General features: G+C 55.5%; 12 protein-coding genes. 11 read left to right on the top strand and 1 reads right to left on the bottom strand.

The window, feature by feature from the left end:
* On the bottom strand, positions 1-999 hold a 999-nt coding region (locus RSSM_RS09775), incomplete at its 3' end, for a DUF1559 domain-containing protein (RefSeq protein ID WP_008677330.1).
* A gap of 309 nt (positions 1,000-1,308) precedes the next feature.
* Between RSSM_RS09775 and RSSM_RS09770 the strand changes: the two genes are divergently transcribed.
* The 11 genes from RSSM_RS09770 to RSSM_RS09715 all read left to right on the top strand — a co-directional run bounded on the left by RSSM_RS09770 (position 1,309) and on the right by RSSM_RS09715 (position 17,708).
* Positions 1,309-1,872, top strand: coding sequence for a sigma-70 family RNA polymerase sigma factor (locus tag RSSM_RS09770; RefSeq protein ID WP_008677329.1), 564 nt, complete (start codon positions 1,309-1,311; stop codon positions 1,870-1,872).
* Positions 1,869-3,608, top strand: coding sequence for a hypothetical protein (locus RSSM_RS09765; RefSeq protein WP_008677327.1), 1,740 nt, complete (start codon positions 1,869-1,871; stop codon positions 3,606-3,608). Before RSSM_RS09770 ends, RSSM_RS09765 begins: the two co-directional genes overlap by 4 nt.
* Positions 3,609-3,937: 329 nt before the next feature.
* Positions 3,938-4,495 carry a sigma factor gene (locus tag RSSM_RS09755; protein ID WP_008677325.1) on the top strand — a complete coding sequence of 186 codons (558 nt, stop codon included), beginning with the start codon at positions 3,938-3,940 and terminating at the stop codon, positions 4,493-4,495.
* 9 nt (positions 4,496-4,504) lie between these two features.
* Positions 4,505-6,322, top strand: coding sequence for a FecR protein (locus RSSM_RS09750; RefSeq protein ID WP_008677324.1), 1,818 nt, complete (start codon positions 4,505-4,507; stop codon positions 6,320-6,322).
* A gap of 182 nt (positions 6,323-6,504) precedes the next feature.
* Entirely contained in the window at positions 6,505-8,016 is a 1,512-nt protein-coding gene (locus RSSM_RS09745; RefSeq protein WP_008677323.1) for a sulfatase family protein, read from the top strand.
* A gap of 63 nt (positions 8,017-8,079) precedes the next feature.
* Positions 8,080-10,035 carry a glycoside hydrolase family 97 protein gene (locus RSSM_RS09740; RefSeq protein ID WP_008677322.1) on the top strand — a complete coding sequence of 652 codons (1,956 nt, stop codon included), beginning with the start codon at positions 8,080-8,082 and terminating at the stop codon, positions 10,033-10,035.
* A 301-nt stretch (positions 10,036-10,336) separates the two neighbouring features.
* Entirely contained in the window at positions 10,337-11,581 is a 1,245-nt protein-coding gene (locus RSSM_RS09735; protein WP_008677321.1) for a DUF1559 domain-containing protein, read from the top strand.
* Between the two features lie 208 nt (positions 11,582-11,789).
* Positions 11,790-11,966 carry a hypothetical protein gene (locus tag RSSM_RS34105; RefSeq protein WP_173403145.1) on the top strand — a complete coding sequence of 59 codons (177 nt, stop codon included), beginning with the start codon at positions 11,790-11,792 and terminating at the stop codon, positions 11,964-11,966.
* 186 nt (positions 11,967-12,152) lie between these two features.
* Positions 12,153-13,532 carry an arylsulfatase gene (locus RSSM_RS09725; protein ID WP_008677319.1) on the top strand — a complete coding sequence of 460 codons (1,380 nt, stop codon included), beginning with the start codon at positions 12,153-12,155 and terminating at the stop codon, positions 13,530-13,532.
* A 50-nt stretch (positions 13,533-13,582) separates the two neighbouring features.
* A complete protein-coding gene (locus RSSM_RS09720; protein WP_008677316.1) occupies positions 13,583-16,384 on the top strand; it encodes a PQQ-binding-like beta-propeller repeat protein in 2,802 nt (933 codons plus the stop codon).
* 52 nt (positions 16,385-16,436) lie between these two features.
* A complete protein-coding gene (locus tag RSSM_RS09715) occupies positions 16,437-17,708 on the top strand; it encodes an Iota-carrageenase A2 (RefSeq protein WP_008677313.1) in 1,272 nt (423 codons plus the stop codon).
* Positions 17,709-17,754 lie beyond the last annotated feature (46 nt).

Here is a 17,754-nt window from a genome sequence, read left to right as displayed (position 1 = left end):
TCGTAGGGAGTTGTTCGATGTGCAGATTTCCCGGTTGGGCGGCAGGATTGTCATGCACTGAGAGAACATGGGGCGATGCGACGCCCACCGGTAACCACGTCCTGCACTGGAGTCGTTGTATCCGGGGCTGTCCCAAAACTGGGGGCGTTCGGCGGACACGAATTGCTCGCAGTGGTTTTGCGGCGAATCGGTGAGGTTGTGCCAAGACTTATCTGGAGCGATGGTGCGTTTGTCGTTGTCGCCGAGGTCCGTCGCAATCTCGCCCATCGCGATCGTGTTTGCGAGCCCGTCGAGGATGTCACGAAACCGCATGTTCTTCTGCGCCACGAAGACACCTCGGAACTGGGCACGGTTGACTTCGGCCATGCTGGGGCTTCCGGAACCGGATTCCGGCAGTCCGCTTTGTTCGCGAGATCCTTGGGCCGAACCGCCGTCGGAGTCGCCGGTGCACGCGGCATAGTTCGTCCGGCCGAGCGAAGGCAAACCGGTTCCCGGGTCGCTCGGGCAACGAAGGGTCGGGATTTGCGTGGCCCACGGTGAGTAGAGAATCTCACCGGGATCCGGCCCCATTGGCAGGAAAGGACCGCCGTTGAGTCCCGGCAACGAAGATGGGTCCGGAGGCGAATTCCCCAACGCGTCTTCGTTGAGCGGGTTGGAGATTTGCTCCCAGATTGCTTGCTGTTCGATGTACGGCATCAAACCGACGAGCATGCTGAGGTTGCGGTTGTTCGATTGATCGCGAGCATCCCACCACTTCGCGACTCCCGGATCAAAAGTCCCTGTGCCGTGAGTTGGAAGCTGGCCAAAGGCACTGTGGTAGTTGTGAATTCCCAGCCCCAGTTGTTTGAAATTGTTACTGCAACTCATCCGGCGAGCCGCCTCACGTGCGGCTTGGACGGCAGGCAGCAACAGCCCGACTAGAACCCCGATAATGGCGATGACGACCAGCAACTCCACCAGCGTGAAGCCCGACTTTCGTCTGATAACGAAAGGACTCATAGAAATCTCCTTAGAATGTTTAAGAGCACCTGTCCCCCTTTAAAACGGTCTCGGGGGCGTCTACTTGTCAATTCACTGTGTAGACTGATCTACAAAAATTTCTTTTAAAAAGATCAACTTCTTTTGCCTATTGGAGGACTGCAGGTAGTGAACAAACAGCGAGATTGGATGGCGGGCCGACCGAAAGCGGACGGATTCCAATCGGTTGAATTTGGGGGGCACCGGGTCAAGGCATCGCATCTTGTCAAGTTTTTTTAGATTTCTCGCGGAAATCACCGTGCAGCGGGAAAGGTTCATCTGGAGGAGTGAATGTCATCAGGTAACAGCATTCAGGAAGAGGAGCGGAATCAGAATTTCGTCCGTCTGGTATCACAGAACGATACCGCGATTCGTCTGTACGTCCGGTCACTGATGGTGACCAATGACGGCGTTGATGACGTGTATCAGGAAACGATGTTGGAGTGTTGGCGGAAGTTCTCAACGTTCCGCGAGGATCCCGAAAAGAATGACGTCAATCAATTCCTGCGATGGGCGTGCGCGATCGCTCGCTACAAGGTGCTGCGACGCAAACGCGATTACTCCCGAGACAAGTTGGTGTTTCATGTCGAGGTAATTGAACGCCTCGCCGCGGGCGCGAACGAGCAAGCCGAGCAGTGGCGTGAAAAATCCGCTGCAGTCGAGAAGTGCCTTTCGGAAATGGAAGACGCGTCGCGGAATTTGCTTTTGAGCGTTCATCGCCCTGGCGAATCGGTGGCTGAGATTGCGAGAAGAACAGGCAAAAAAGCCAGACAGCTTTATTACAAAATCGACGGGCTACGAACCATTTTGCTGCAGTGTGTTCAACGTCGAATGCTAGAGGACTGCACGTCATGAAAGACGATCTCCGACGTTTGATCTACCGCACTGTCGACGGAACCGTCACCGCAGAAGAGTTTGATCGCCTTCAGGACGCGATCCTCGAAGACGACGAAGTACGCGATGAGTACCTCGACGTGGTCGCCATGTCCCAAACACTCCGGCATGTTTCGGCGGTCGATAGTGCGGCGAGGTCGCTCGCGGATTCCGACGAAGTCCGTCCGCCGAGTACCGACACACAGACAGTGTCGAAGAAGCAGGGAAATACGCAAACACGGACAACTCCGCAAACGCTGGCTGCTTCGCAGAAGAAGTCTCCCACGATGACGAAATGGCGACTGGCCGCCGTCATGACGATGGCTGCGAGTATGATCGTGGCCGTTGCGATCCGGTACTCAATTCAACAGCACAACGCAGGCACGCTGCTCGATCAACGAGTGACTCTTCGGGATGATATGCAATCGCAGGTTCGCGAAGCATCGGTCAATTATGTCGCGCGAATCACAAACGTTTCACCCGAGGTGGTCTGGGGGCCGGACTCCAGCGATAGCGAGTTCTTGCTGCGGAAAGTCGAAGGCGACAGCATCGATGTTCGCAAGGGACTCGTCGAGCTCGAGTATTATTCGGCGGCCAAGATTATCCTGCACGGCCCGTGTAAGTTCGTCACCAGCGGAGCAAACTCCGGACGACTCGAAGAGGGGCGTATCACCGGACGGGTGGCGGGAGAGCATTTTCACCTGACAACTCCGACGGCAACGGTCGTCGACCTCGGTACCGAACTCGCCGTTTCGCTCAATCACATCGCGGAAACGGATGTCCATGTTTTCAACGGTAAGGTCGAAGTCAGTCCCGACGCGAGTGGTGAATCATCGCAGCCGACGGTATCCCTGACCGAAGGGATGTCCGCCCGGATCAGCGATCACGGCACGATCGAGCCGACGGTAATGGGATCTACCGAATCGTTTGTCCGCGAGTTTCCGAACTCGCTGCGTAGCGACCCTGCGGAACTCAGTCTTGTCGATGTCGTCTGCGCCACCTCGTTGTTCGACAACAATTTATCCACTGCGATCGGGCCCGACACCGGCGACCCCGACCGACGTCCGTGGCAGACACCGACGGGGCCGGGGCACCGATTCGCCAGCGGCCTGCAAGAAACCCGATGGCATCCCTTTATCGACAGCGTATTTATCCCGTGGCTCAACGGAATCGAAACCGAAATCGATTCGTCCGGCACGCTCGTCGACCTTCCTCAATGCACAGGCAGAACCTGGGGACCGATTTGGGCACGCCGTAAAATCAATGACGTGCAACTGAACTACCGCGTGAAAGATTTCTGGGGAACGCTCACGCTCGGCGTAGTCATGGAGCGACTGAGTCAGTGCGACAGTGGCATGATCGGGTTGCATGCGAACGTGGGGGTGACGATCGATCTCAACGCGATCCGCCAGCTCGACCGACGGCCGACACGTTTCGTCGGCGTTGTCGCCAACCTTGACAACTCAGCGATCAAGGAAGCCGACGCTCCCGAGTGGCTCGAAGCGAATCGTTTCAGCGCGGATTTTCGAATCTTCGTCGACGGCGAACTCCGCGACAGTCGGCTCGATTTCACACGAGCCGACGGGGAACTCGAGATGATTGTTGATCTCGACCCGGAAGATCGTTTTTTGACTTTCGTGTCGACCGACGCGGACTCGTTCGACGGGTTCGATCACGTCGTGCTGATCGATCCGATTCTCGAAACGGTAGCTCCCTGACAGAATCGAAATCCGGTTGAACACTGCGATCATCAATTCATCGCGAGAGCATTCTTAAAACAGAGGTAGGCGATTTCGCCCGACTTCGGTGGCCTGAATTCTGGCGACTTCAGTTTCGGCAATATGGCACGTCCGGCTTCAAAATGGTCTCGCCAATTTTCCGCCTTTACCCGCCCGTTCGCGTGCTCTCGCTCCGGCACTCTCGCCGTCGCAGTCTTGCTCCTCACTCCTGCAGCGAGACGCGATCGAAACGGTTGCCGACGAAGCTCAAAAAAAGTTGGTAAAACGCGGGCAGTGCGGAATCTATACGTAGAAAGGGGATTTTTGCGGTGAACACAGAATCCGAACTCGTTCGAAACCAACGTTTCATTGGGATGCTCGCGCGTACCGAGCATATCGTGAGACGCTTTGCGCGAGGCCTCCTGCCGGGGGGCGAGGGTTTGGATGACGTGATGCAAGAGACCGCGTTGGAGGCGTGGAACCAATTCGAAAAGTTCGAGGGAAACAAAGCCCGCGGTTCGCACGATGATTTCGCGTGCTGGGTTTGCGTGATCGCTCGTTACAAAGTGATGAGCTATCAACGGGATCGGTCTCGCGACCGGATGGTATTCCGTGGCGAACTCTTGGCGGAACTCGCGGATCTCGCAATGGACGATATTGACGCTCGCGAAGCGGAGTTATGTGCCGTTGAAAACTGCCTCGAAAAGATGGGAGAACACTCGCGGCGTTTGCTGTTGAGCGTTCATCGATGCGGAGATTCGGTGGCAAAGATCGCCGCCGAGACCCAGCGGAAACCACGCAGACTTTACTACCAGATGAACAGCCTCCGTACCGCTCTACTCGATTGCGTCAAAACCCAGTTGTCGCAAGACCTGGTCGATGGATAAGGGACAAGAATGAATCAAGATATACGCGACCTGATCTATCAGACGATCGACAAGACGATCTCGGCGGAAGATTTCGATCGTCTGCAAGACGCGATGCTCGAAGACGTCGAAATCCAAAAAGAGTATCTGCGCACGGTCAGTGTTCTGGGGGCGCTCGCCGAAACGCATGTCCCCGATGAACACACGGGTGACGTTCACGCGGTTGCCGGTCTGGACCACCTCGAGCCATCACGGAGTGGAGTTGATTCCCGGCAACCGCCGCATGGCAAAGAACCGAGTAGCACGCAGGCACTTCGAAACGATCGGGTGTCACGGTTGCATGCGATGCGGCGCACGTTCACGAAAGCTGCCTTGGTGGTCGCCGCCACGTTGTTGGTCACGTTGACGTTGCAGTCTTACACCCGCGGTCCCGAACAAACTGCCGTGGTTCTGCCGACGCAGTCGGTCGCTAGCCAGCAGCAGACGCCGTTTCGCCGCGGGCTCGCTAGAATCGTCCAACGCATTGACTGTGTCATCGATACCGAGAAATGGGGCCTGCGTACGCCGGAGGAATTCCATGCGGGTGAATCGATCGCAATTTCAAAAGGTCTGCTCTCTGTTGAGTTCAATAACGGTGTTGTCGTGACATTGGAGGGACCTGCGGATCTCGAAATCCAAACCGGTGAGAGCTGTTACCTGCATTTTGGTAGGCTGCTTGCGATAACTCCCGTGTCTGATTCTGATCTCGATCGCACGCATTTCGAAATCGTGACTCCCTCGGCTCAGGTCGTCACGCCGGGGAATCAATTCGGCGTCGATGTGGACTCCAGCGGCAACACCGAGGTGCACTGTTTTGCCGGGCAAACTGAATTGATTCCGACGCGGTTAATCGCCTATCTCAAGCAAAACTCAGCCTCGACGCCGAGCACATCAGAACGCCTCGTGCTCGAGGAAAACTCGGCAGTGCGGCTTCTTTGCCGAGGCTCGGTACGCGACGTCAATATGAAGGAAAGTATCCCGGCGGTTCCGCGCCGTTTTGTGGGAATCCCAAGGGACAGCGCGAGGATTCTCTCCCCGCAATCGATCACCAACTTGCCTTCGACAGAGAACCTTTCCCTATGGTTTGAAGCCAGTCAGGGTGTGCAGCGAGACGAACGTTCGCGGGTCGTGTCGTGGGACAATTTGGCGGACGGCATCAGGACTGATGGGGTGTCTGCCCGACCGTCGCGGACCGCCGCGTGGCAGGTCGCTCCGGAAAGCCGTCCTCTTTGGCGAGAGAACAGTTTTCCGTTACTTTCGAAACCGACCGGTTGGCCAACTCTGCAGTTTGACGGAAGGAAACGCAAGGAATGTCTGGTGACATCGCCGATCGAGTGCAGCGATGACCTGACCGTCTTCGTGGTATGCAGTTTGGAGCGAGATAAAGTCGGCGCGATGCTTTCGTTGCAAAGCCAAACGAAAATTCGATTGTCGCAATCAGGGACTGAGCCCAAAGTCAACGTATCTGCGATGACAACCAGGAGCAGCCAGCAGTGGACATATCAACGGCATACCGTGAAGGGCGAGTCTCAATTGGACCAAGTCCTCGTATTGGCCGGGGTGAAATACAGTTTCGCCAAGAACACCTATGAACTGTACGTTGACGGCAGAATTCAAGGCAGTGGCATTCCACTGCAGGGTGCATCTCAGAAGCGTTCTCACGTGATCGGTGCCAACGGTTCTCAAGCGAAATCTTTCTTGGCGGGCAACATCGCGGAGATCGTGGTCTATGATCGGATGCTCGATGACGATGATTTCAACGCAGCAACCGAGGCCTTGCTGACGAAATATCACCTCTCTCTCCGGTGATTCTTCCCGTTGATTTTCTTTGCCGATGATCGACCGGTATGGTCAACTCACGTTGCGATCGCAATCGACTGACTCCACATTGAATGGCTCCACATCGACTGACTCCATAATCGTTTGCGACTTGCAGGCCACTGCATCCGCGGATTCTTGCCCCCCCCTCCCCACACTCGCCCACCTGTCTCATGAACCGATTTGCTTTGCTCGCTCTCGGGCTCGTTCTCTCAACCTGTGCTCAGGCTGCCCAACGGCCAAACATTCTTTGGATCTTCTCTGAAGACCTCTCGCCGTTCATGGGATGCTACGACGACCCGATCAACCGGGGGCACACGCCGTCGATTGATTCGTTGGCCGGTGAAGGGGTTCTGTTCAAACGTGTGTTTGTGCCCGCACCGGTTTGTTCAGCCTGTCGATCCGCAATCATCACTGGTGTGATGCAGACGACCACTGGAACTCACCAACACCGATCGGGCCGGTTCACCAACGGCGAAGTCGTTCCCGAGCGACTTCAAATTCATCTGCCCGCCGAGATGAAAACGATTCCCGAGCTGATGCGGGAGTCGGGGTACTTTACGTTCAACAGCGGCAAGGATGATTACAACTTTCACTACGACCGACGAAAGCTTTACTCGGTTGGAAGCGCTCCCGACTACCGTGCGGGCATGAATGGTTGGCAGGGCAACCGCGCCCATCACAACATGTCGATCACCAAAGACACCTGGAACGCTCGGCCTGACAAGAATCAACCTTGGTTTGGGCAGATCGAAATCAAAGGTGGCAAAGCGAATGCGAAACACGTTCGGCCGGGCGAAAAACTCGGTAAGAATGATGTCCCTCTGCCGCCGTATTTTCCTGACACGCCCGGCCTTCAGGCGTCCTGGACGATGCACTACAACGCCGCCCGTGGTGCCGACGCGAGGGTCGAAGAGATCGTTGCGCAATTGCAGTCTGACGGGGAACTCGAAAACACGATCGTTTTCTTTTTCTCGGATCACGGCAGTAACCATTCGCTCCGCCACAAACAGTTTTGTTACGAGGGTGGAGTTCATGTGCCGCTGGTTATCAAAGGCAATCACCCCGGCCTCGCAGCAGGGACCGTGCGTGAGGAGCTCGTTTCCGGGCTCGATATATCAGCCACCACGTTAGCCATGGCGGGCGTTGATCTTCCTGACTATCTCGACGGCAGAGACCTGTTTGCGTCCGACTATCAACCTCGACAACATGTGATTTCGGCACGCGACCGTTGCGACTACACGATCGACCGAATCCGTACGGTCCGTACCGACCGGTTTCGTTACATCCGAAACTACTATCCCGAACGCCCCATGTTGCAGCCGCAGTACCGCGACAACAAAGTCGAGGTAAAGGACCTCAAACGTTTGCGGGATGCGGGCAAACTGACAGACTACCAACGCGAGCATTGGTTTGGTGTGCGACCGGAAGAAGAATTGTACGACATCGCGAACGACCCACATCAAATCCACAATCTCGCGGATGATCCGAAGTTCCACGCTGAGTTGCTGAAACATCGTACGATCCTCGAGGGCTGGATTCGGGAAACCGATGACCAGGGGCAATACCCTGAATCCGTGGAGCAACTGCGGGCAACGTACGATCTTTGGAAGGACAGGGCTATCTTCCGTGATGCAGACGTGAACCCGGAGTACGATCAATTCCGCAGCGTGAAGTCGCAATAAGCCTAGGTGATCAGATTTGCAAATGATCGTCATCTTCGCTTCGCCTCCCATCATCGCATCACCATGATCCGAGACATTTTTTTCGCGGCGCTGATCAGTGTCCTCATCCAAACCGCAGCCGCATCAGGGAGCACAGCGGAGTTGATGAGCAGTCCCGATGGTCAGGTTGTCGCCACTCTCTTCACCAACGAAGAGGGAGCTCTCCGCTATCAGGTCGAATGGAAAGGACGCGTGATCATTGAGCCGTCGGCCTTGGGGATTTCAGTAGACGGACTATCGCTCGGAAGTAATGTCGAGATCGGCGAGCCTGCTGTTTCAGCGACGGATGAAACCTACGCGACGCGTGGCGTTCATTCGATCGCTCGAAATCATTACAAACGTTGGTTGTTCCCTATCACCCATCAACCCAGCGGCAGAAACTACACGCTCGAAACACGCGTTTACGATGACGGTGTCGCGATTCGATACGTCGTGCCTGGCGAGGGGACGCAGCACGTCGACGGAGAAAGTTCGAGTTGGAAAGTAATCCCAGACAGCAAGGCCTGGTATTTTGAAAGGCTGACCAAAGGTTGGAAGTTGAAGTCGTACGCGGGAGAGTGGCTCGCAACCGATATCGACAACCTCGCCGAAGCATCGCCAGTTGGTCCCGTCCAGGGAACTCCTATCGTCCTCGAACTTCCGTCCGATCTCGGATTTGCGGCGATCACCAAAGCGGCAACTTACAACTACAGCGGAATGCGGTTGAAAGCCATCGGTCATCGCACTTTGGTCGCTGATTTCACCGAGGGAAACTCCGGTTTCGACGTTGAGGGAACGATTGCTACGCCGTGGCGAGTCACCATGCTCGCCGACGATTTGAATGAACTCGTTGGCAGTGACCTAGTCAAAAATCTGAATCCCAAGCCTGACAAAGAACTCTTTGCGGACACCAGCTACATCCGCCCGGGAAGAACCGTTTGGAGCTGGGAAACGTTAGGGCTCGGAACGCCCGAGACTCAGCGAGAGTTCGTTGATCTCGCCGCGGAGATGGGGTTTGAATACACGACCATCGACGATGGATGGAAGGACTGGATCCGTCCTTGGGAAACCGTCGGTGGACTCGTCGAGCACGCGGCGTCGAAGGACGTTGGGGTGTGGTTGTGGGTGCATTCCCAGGACATCCGTTCGCCGGAGAACGACTACCAACAGATGCGAGATTACTTTTTCCGTGTCTCTCAAACAGGTGCGGTCGGTTTGAAGATAGACTTTATGAACGGTGAGTCCAAGGAGTTGGTTGATTTCGAAATCGCTGTTCTTCGCAACGCGGCGAAGGCAAGGCTGATGATTAATTTCCATGGCTGCCACGCGTCGACAGGGGAAGAGCGAACCTATCCCAACGAAATGACGCGTGAAGGGATTCGCGGAATCGAAGTGAACAAGATGCGTGAAGGACCGATCCCCGCGTTCCACAACGCGGCATTGCCGTTCACGCGGTTCATCGTTGGGCATGCTGACTACACTCCGGCGTTGTTCTCCAATCCGGGGCCAACGACGTGGGCGCATCAAGTTGCGACCCTTGTGTTATTCACGAGTGGTTTGCAGACATACGCCGAACATCCCGGCACCATGATGAATGCGAGGGACCTCCAGGAGGCGTCACATATTCTTCAGAACGTTCCACCGGTGTGGGATGAAACGATTGTTCTCGAGGGCAGCAAGATCGGGTCGCTCGCTGGCATGGCACGCCGCACAGGCGATCAGTGGTTTGTGGGTGTTGTTAATGGTGAGCAGCAAGCACGAGACTTCGAAACCTCGCTGACTTTTTTGGGCAATGGCGAGTATTGCGTCGAAATCATCCGCGACGACATCGATGGAGCTCCGATCGATTTGGTGGGCATGAACGCGAAAGCCAAACTGCACGGCTATAACACAACGACGGGGCTGGTCGTCGATAAGCATTTGCTTCGTCGTTCCGAAACGCTCGACATGCGATTGGCCCCAGGCGGTGGCTTCGTTGCCAGGCTCACGAAGCGAGACTGACAAAGGTTTGGGGGATGCGGTGTTGGAAACGTCGCAGCAGTCGCCTGGCCACGCGTGCACCCAGGCCGCAACGGCGTGATTTAGTGTCGGCAATCAGTCTTTGCACTCGTTGTCAGTAAGTATCGCTGCGTTTTCTTCGAGGATCGCACGCTGGTTCTGGCATTAGGAGAACGGAAACAAAATTTCTTGAACTTCCATGCGTAAATTGCTCCTGCGACGGAATTATAGGTGTAGGGGAGGCGATTGTTACCTTGCATCCCCTTTTTGAATCGTCATCTTTCTTTTAACGGAGCATGTTCTAATGCGTAGCCAACGTACACCACGTCGCGCTTTCACGCTCGTCGAACTTCTCGTGGTCATTGCGATTATCGGGGTTCTCGTCGGGCTGTTGCTACCTGCCGTCCAAGCGGCTCGGGAGGCAGCACGCCGGATGAGTTGCAGCAACAATTTCAAACAACTCGGGCTCAGCCTTCACAACTACCATTCCGCCTACAAGCAACTGCCGACACACGGTGGCGGCACCTCGGCGCTCAACGACAACGAGCACCACGACCGGAATTGCCAGTACTCCAATCGTGATTCGCTCAGCGTGTTGGTTGGGTTGCTGCCTTTCTTTGAACAGCAGGCGATTTGGGAAGTGATCAGCAACCCGTACGAGAACGATGGTTCTGCCGGGCTGACATATCTCATCCCTGGCCATGTATGGCAATCCGAGGTCGCGGACTATCCGCCGATGGGGCCGGCACCTCGCCACGTCGAATACGATCCGTGGGTCACTACCATTCCTTCACTGCGTTGCCCGAGCGATCCGGGAACCGGTTTGCCTGCTCTTGGACGCACGAACTACGCCGCCTGTCAGGGCGACGGTTTGTACGCGGTCAACCATGGGATCTTTGACACCAGGAACGCCGACGTTGGTTCGAGTGCCGGAAATTGGCAAGGCTCCCGCGAAGATGCCCGAGCAGCATGTCGTGGTGTGTTTGTGATGCACGGGAAAGCGAAGTTTCGTGATATCCTCGACGGCTTGTCGAACACGATCGCGATGGGCGAAATCGCGACGGACCTTGGCGACAACGACGTTCGCACTGTCGCGCAGAATGGCGGTGAGCCATCGAATGCGCAGATTCGCAGCAACCCGAGTTACTGTCGAGACCAAGCGGGCTGGATCGATGCCACGCGACCGCAGTTCTGGACAGGGGCTCCATCATCGGCGACAACTGCTCGTGGGTATCGATGGGCCGACGCCGGCAACGCAATCTTCTCAGGCATGCTGACGGTGCTGCCGCCCAACAGCGAGATCTGTAGTGCTGGACGCACGACCGGAAACTATCCTCCGTCGAGCCGCCACCAAGGTGGATGTCATGTCCTGATGGCAGACGGAGCGGTGAAGTTCATCACCGATTCGATCGAAGCCGGGGACTCGCATGCCGAAAGCGTCTGGCTCAAGGGCACCGGCGACGCCGCACCAGGAAGCCAGAGTCCGTACGGTTTGTGGGGTGCACTCGGTACTCGCGCTGCGAAGGAAACGATCAGCGAAGAGATCTAGTTGGATGCTCGTTCCCGGCCCTGTTGGCGTTGCTAGGCCATCAGGGCTGGATGGGCCGAGCGTTCGCAATCTTGTTAACCATCCTGGCGTCTAGGTCATTTCGTTTTCAAAGCCGGTCGAGAATTTATCGGCCGATCGGCGTTCGTCGCGGTGCCGCTAGACTCAGGCAAACCATTCCTTTCATTCATTTCCCCATCTAGGTAGTTCAATGAAGTCCTGCATCCTTGTGCTTGCAATTTGTCTTGGTGCCTCGTTCGTCGGATGCGGCGAATCACAGCCATCCGTCCCGTCCCCTACCGAGAGAGATGAACTCCGTGATTTGATGGCGAAAGAGGCGGCCAAAATGGAAGCCAAAGCGGCGGAAGAGGATCAGAATCCCGAGTGATCGTCGCGATCGTGCGCCGCGTTCTCTGAGTCGGCGTCTCGCAAGAACGCAGACGCCATTCGTCTTTGTCGCAGGGTGATCAAGATTTGACCAGCAGCCGAAAAATCTGCCCGTTGTTCCGGACCCCATGGGCGTGTTCGCGATGCAACGGTCGCCGGCGGAGATGCCAATACTCGAAGAAACATCATGATGAAACATTTATTGGTTTGCCTGTTTGCCATTGTTCTCGTTGCCAGTGTTCTCGCGAAGCCTGCCTCCGCTCAGTCCGGTCGCCCGCCGAACATCATTTTTATACTCGCCGACGACCTCGGCTACGGTGATTTGAGTTGTTACGGACAGACGAAGTTTCAGACGCCAAATATTGACGCACTCGCCGAGCGTGGCATGCGTTTTACCCAGCACTACTCTGGCAGTGCGGTCTGCGCCCCGTCCCGGTGTTCGCTCATGACCGGGCTTCATACCGGACACACACCGGTCAAAGGGAATGCGGAACATGCTCCTGAGGGGCAAATGCCGATGCCGGCGGACACCTTCACGATCGGGCATCTGTTGCAATCAGCCGGCTACAAGACGGGCGTGTTTGGCAAGTGGGGCCTCGGCTATCCGGGATCTGCGAGCGCCCCGCTCAAAATGGGATTTGATCGCTTCTACGGTTACAACTGCCAACGCATTGCCCATTGTTATTACCCCGCGTTCCTGTGGAATGACGACAAACGCGAACTTCTTTGGGGAAACGTGGCGTCGCACAGTCGCGACTACGCCCCCGACCTCATTCACGACAAGGCGATCGAGTTCATTCGAGAAAACAAAGACCAACCGTTCTTTTGTTACTACGCCGCGATCCAACCGCACGCCGACATGATCGCACCCGATGAATACATGGGCCGATACCGTGGGAAGTTCCTACCTGAATTCGATTACCCCGGCGACTACTACCTGCCCCAGCCTGAAGGCCACGCAGCGTTCGCAGCCATGGTCGCCGTCCTGGATGACTATGTCGGCGAAGTGATGGCTGAACTCGACGATCTCGGAATCGCCGACAACACTCTCGTTGTGTTCAGTTCGGACAACGGTCCGCATGAAGAAGGCGGTCACGACCCAAAGTACTTTGATTCCAATGCAGTCATGAAAGGAGTCAAACGTGATCTATACGAGGGCGGCGTTCGTGTCCCAATGATCGCGGTCTGGCCGGATCAAATTGCCGCAGGCTCGCAGTCCGATCACGTGTGCGCGTTCTGGGACTTCATGCCTACAATGGCCGAGCTCGCCGGAGTATCGCTCCAACGTGATACCGATGGTATCTCGATCGTGCCGACGCTGCTGAATCGATCCAACCAAGAGCAGCACGCCTATCTCTACTGGGACTTTCCTGCCAAAGGTGGTCGGGAAGCGATGCGGCGTGGCGATTGGAAAGCGGTGCGATACAACCTCAAGCAGAACCCTGACGCCCCGATCGAACTCTACAACCTTACCAACGATGTCGGAGAGACCAACGATGTGGCGGATTCGCATCCGGAAGTCGTCCAGGAGATCGGCAGCTTGATGCAGGAAGCACGATCCCGTTAGCACTCGCGACAACCGTGGCACTCTCAATTGGCGACGAACGCCGGCGCACCATGTATCGAATCACTCCGTGTTTACTTCTCGTCGCCTGCGCTGCGGCGACCCTGATGTCGGTGCCGTCTGCCGGTGCGGGGTTCACCAGCATCGATACCGGTCACACGTTGACGAAAGTTCGCGTTGCTCGGCATGATGACAAAACAATCATTGTCGGCAGCACTTACGAAGGCGACCTTATCGCCCTGAGCGACGCTGGTCAGCCGTTATGGAAGCGTGACCTCTCCGGCACCATGAATCACGACGTTTGGTGCGAAGACATCACCGGTGACCAACGCGACGAGATCCTTGCCGCTAATGCCGACGGAAGCGTGTACTGCGTCAGTTCGTCAGGCGAGCTGTTATGGCAATTCAAAGTGAATGACGCGCCGATGTACGCCGTCTGCGTTCTCGAGAAAGCAGGCGTTTCCTACGTCGTTTGCGGCGGTTTTGATAACAACATCTACTACCTGTCCGCTACCGGAGAGCAAATCAAGGTTCTTCCATCGAGTGGATACTCGATCGCCAAGCCTTGGGGGAACGATCCCTTCAAACCCAGTCCGCCCAAAGGGCTGCACATCGCAAACTTCCTGCGGAAGGCAAAGCGATCGGACGGTTCGGAGTTCCTTGTCGTTCACGGCACCATGAACGGAATGCAAGACAAAGGAGCCGTGTACCTGTTCGAGCCCCTCGCCGATCAACCGCACCGCACGATCCCGATCACCGCGGGCAAGGGAATTGGTGACCTCACGGTAGCAGTTGATGGCAATGATATCCTTCTCGGAACGTCGGCTCATGGAAACGACTCCTCCATGTCGAGGATCAACGTCGCCTCCGAACGGCAAGACTCGTTCAAGTTCCGATCGTTAAAGAAACGCGTTGACGGATTTGGTTACCGTGTCGTGCAGCCGTCCGTTTTGACGAACGATTCGCAATTCAAGTATTTTATCGTTTGTGGGCGACAGATCCTTCTCGTTCCGCCCGATCTGACCGCGGCAGAGTGTGAGGTTCATTCGTGTCGTTATTCATTCAACGACGTTTGGATGGATGGTCCGAATCAGCGAGCGATCCTCGCGAGTGCACAGAGCGGCGGCAGTAGTGTTCACATTATCGACTTGGCCGACAACACCTGGAAGAAGGAGATTGCGGAGCTACAACCGCCGGGCAAGATCGCTGCCATTCTCAAAGCATCCGACGTGGTTCGCGAAAAGGTCCATACGTTTTCGCGTCCCGAGTGGGAACGACCACCGCTGCCGGTCTATCTGATGTCCGAATCGATTAACGATTCGGTCGAGTCGATTGTGGAGCAGATTCAGCAAAGCTCCTCGAGTCCGGTCTTTCTCGATCATCAGCATTTCGGAGTAGCCGAAGATTGGGACCGCTCTTCCCTCGCGAACGAGAAGTATCAGAACAAGCGTGACCGACGCCGCCGTTACACGCTAACGCATAAGCAAGCGGTCGACGCGCTACAGAGCGTCTATCAAACCGAGAATGGTGCGGCGTACTGGGCAGGTCATGGAAACGATCCCTACATGTTCACCCTCGATACGTTGAAGGAGGTGATCGATGCGGCCGACGGTAGAAAAACGGTTTTGATCTATCCTGAACTCGAAGACCATAGCGATGACTTTGACTTCGTTCTCAAAGACCATTTTTACCCGCTGGCTCAATTCGCTCAGGATCGCAACACTCAAATTTATGTGCGCACCAAACACTGCTTTTGGCAAGGCAATGTCTATCTGCCCATGTGGAACCGTTTGCTGTCAGGCGAATTTGCAGACGTCTTTGTTCCCGCGATGGAAGAGACGACGGACAAGTCGATGGAGTTGAGCCTTGCCAGTCGATCGGGGATTTGGGCAAGCGGTGCGACGAACAGTTGGGGCAGTCGCTGTGCACGGGACAACACCAGTTTTGACCGAGCGAGACAGCATTCTCATCAGATGCTACCGAATCATTTTTTGCGGATGATGGTGTACCACATCTCTTCCGGGGCCCAGTACATCGATAATTTTCCCGTCGATCAGGAGTACATGAGCCTGCTGTGGGAACTGATCGCCAAAGGAGTTCTTTACGTTCCCAAACGTGATGAGATTGTCAGCTATAGCCCGGTTCATCTCAGTATGCATGAACCCGACCATGAGTACATGATCGAGAGCAGCAACGTGAAATGGTGTACGTTTTTTGATCCCCAACGGGAATCTCAACGTCGAATGGTGTTCAGTAGACTCAACGGGAGTTGGCCGGGTGCCCCGGTGACCGAGTGGGACTTCTCTCGATATGCGGCCGGCGTGAACGACCGACGTTTGAACTTCCTGCCTCCGTACGAGAACGGGTTGGTCCTGATCACGCCACCACAAAGCGGCCCCGATTCCGATCCCGATGCTCCGCGTGGACGTCTCGTCGACAACCTGCATCCGATCTATCGAAACATTATGGTCGAACATCACACCGATGGTCATCATTATCTCTCTGCCGATGGCCAGCAAACCTACGCCGCCGATCAATATGCCACGACGGTTGCCGCCGATATCCGCCGCGCGGTGAAGCAGTTGCCTCTGAGCGTGTCGGGCGAGGTTGCCTGGGTCGCGGCCCAGACGTCGCCGACTCATTTGCGTCTGACCCTGATCGACAGCGGTTATATCAACCCGAAAAATCGGAAGGCCGTGATTCACTTTCACGCCGCTCGTCCGACCCAAATTCGCGACGTCCTGTTCGACACCGAGTTCGATCTGTCGGATCCTGACTCAGTCACCATTCCGATTCCTTTGGGAATGTTCCGGTTCATTGACATTGAACTCGCCTCGCCGCTGACTGCTCAGTAGCCGGCACACGCTTTTCCTGTTTTTCTTATCACAGCGTCAACGGAGTTACCTCATGCAACGCACCACGCTTGTCCCGTTTCAGTTCGTTCTACTCACGTTGCTTTTGGCTACGCAGTTGACGTTGGTACCCGAGGTATCTGCGAACGATTTCTACGATCCTTCCTGTGAAAACAGAAGTCTTGTCAAAGACTTGCAAAAAGACTTCGGCGTTCCCACCGACGGATCACGAGACGTTTCCGCTGACCTGCAAAAGGCGATCGATGAACTAAGCTCCGCCGGTGGCGGTATGTTGACCATGCCTGCGGGGACGTATCAGATCGCAAACGTTCACTTGAAATCGAACGTGCACATCGGGATCGATCACGAAGCCACCTTGATTCCCTTTGTCGGGAATAAAGTCAAAAACACAACTCTGTTTTCGATGGGCAAAGACGACGAGCCTGTTGAAAACGTCAGCGTTCGCGGTCTCGGCGGACGATTCACTGCGAAGTTCTTTGAGTACGCGAAGGGATTGCAGGTGGTCGCAACCGGTAATGTCAACAACTTCTATATCGGCAACTTTCACTGCGAGGATGCCAAGACAGCATTGTCGTGCGTAAATTTCAACGCGATGGGATTGGAATCGGATCAGAAGTCGGTCCCGACAAAGGGCACCATTGAAAATATCAGTGTTGGAAATGCTCACTATGGGTATGGAGTCATCCAGGCTCAAGCCGCAAAGGATGTATTCTTCAAGAACCTTTCAGGAATTGGAGGTGCAACGCTTCGGCTCGAAACTGGTTTAGCCAAAATGAATGACGCACAGTTCGGAGGCCTTGCCAACATCGTGGCAGAGAATATTGAGTGCATTAACGGAAACTCGGCCGTGATGATTTCTCCCCACGCGATGACCAACGGTGTCGTTCAAATCACCGGAGTGAAGAGCGTCGGTTGCGGTTTTGCTGTGCGTATCGAAGGTGGATTTGTGTCGAAGAAATATTCGACCCCCGGGCTCAAGCCGGGCACATTTGCGAAAGGTTCGTTCGTGAAGAATGTCGATGCTACCTTTGGTGAAGAGGCTCAGTTGAAGCAAAAGCACCTCCGCTACATGCCGCCGGAATTACTCAGCACGTTGGAGATCCCCGAGGGGATCGGCTACGCGACACCGTTTGTTGGGCCCGCAATCGCGGCGGTGCTCAACGATGCCAACTATGACGTAAATGTCCAAGGCGTTGAGGCTCGTGGGTTTCAGTTCGCGGAAGACATCGTGACCGAACCGGTTGTCGACAACGCGAAGAACCCTAAAGCGAATCCAAAGAAGGGGAAAGGGAAACGGAAGAACTGATTGTTTTTCGATTCGCCCGTCGTTTCGGCGTTCGCTGTAAACTGAC

This window comes from Aporhodopirellula sallentina SM41 (assembly GCF_000346505.1).
GTDB lineage: Bacteria > Planctomycetota > Planctomycetia > Pirellulales > Pirellulaceae > Rhodopirellula > Rhodopirellula sallentina.
Note: the sequence above shows the minus strand (reverse complement) of the source record. Positions and strands in the feature narration are given on the sequence as shown.

What these genes read in the sequence shown, in the direction of transcription:
- RSSM_RS09770 (WP_008677329.1), top strand. Translation starts at nt 1,309, where the DNA reads ATGTCATCAGGTAACAGCATTCAGGAAGAGGAGCGGAATCAGAATTTC.
- RSSM_RS09765 (WP_008677327.1), top strand. Translation starts at nt 1,869, where the DNA reads ATGAAAGACGATCTCCGACGTTTGATCTACCGCACTGTCGACGGAACC.
- RSSM_RS09750 (WP_008677324.1), top strand. Translation starts at nt 4,505, where the DNA reads ATGAATCAAGATATACGCGACCTGATCTATCAGACGATCGACAAGACG.
- RSSM_RS09745 (WP_008677323.1), top strand. Translation starts at nt 6,505, where the DNA reads ATGAACCGATTTGCTTTGCTCGCTCTCGGGCTCGTTCTCTCAACCTGT.
- RSSM_RS09740 (WP_008677322.1), top strand. Translation starts at nt 8,080, where the DNA reads ATGATCCGAGACATTTTTTTCGCGGCGCTGATCAGTGTCCTCATCCAA.
- RSSM_RS09735 (WP_008677321.1), top strand. Translation starts at nt 10,337, where the DNA reads ATGCGTAGCCAACGTACACCACGTCGCGCTTTCACGCTCGTCGAACTT.
- RSSM_RS34105 (WP_173403145.1), top strand. Translation starts at nt 11,790, where the DNA reads ATGAAGTCCTGCATCCTTGTGCTTGCAATTTGTCTTGGTGCCTCGTTC.
- RSSM_RS09725 (WP_008677319.1), top strand. Translation starts at nt 12,153, where the DNA reads ATGATGAAACATTTATTGGTTTGCCTGTTTGCCATTGTTCTCGTTGCC.
- RSSM_RS09720 (WP_008677316.1), top strand. Translation starts at nt 13,583, where the DNA reads ATGTATCGAATCACTCCGTGTTTACTTCTCGTCGCCTGCGCTGCGGCG.
- RSSM_RS09715 (WP_008677313.1), top strand. Translation starts at nt 16,437, where the DNA reads ATGCAACGCACCACGCTTGTCCCGTTTCAGTTCGTTCTACTCACGTTG.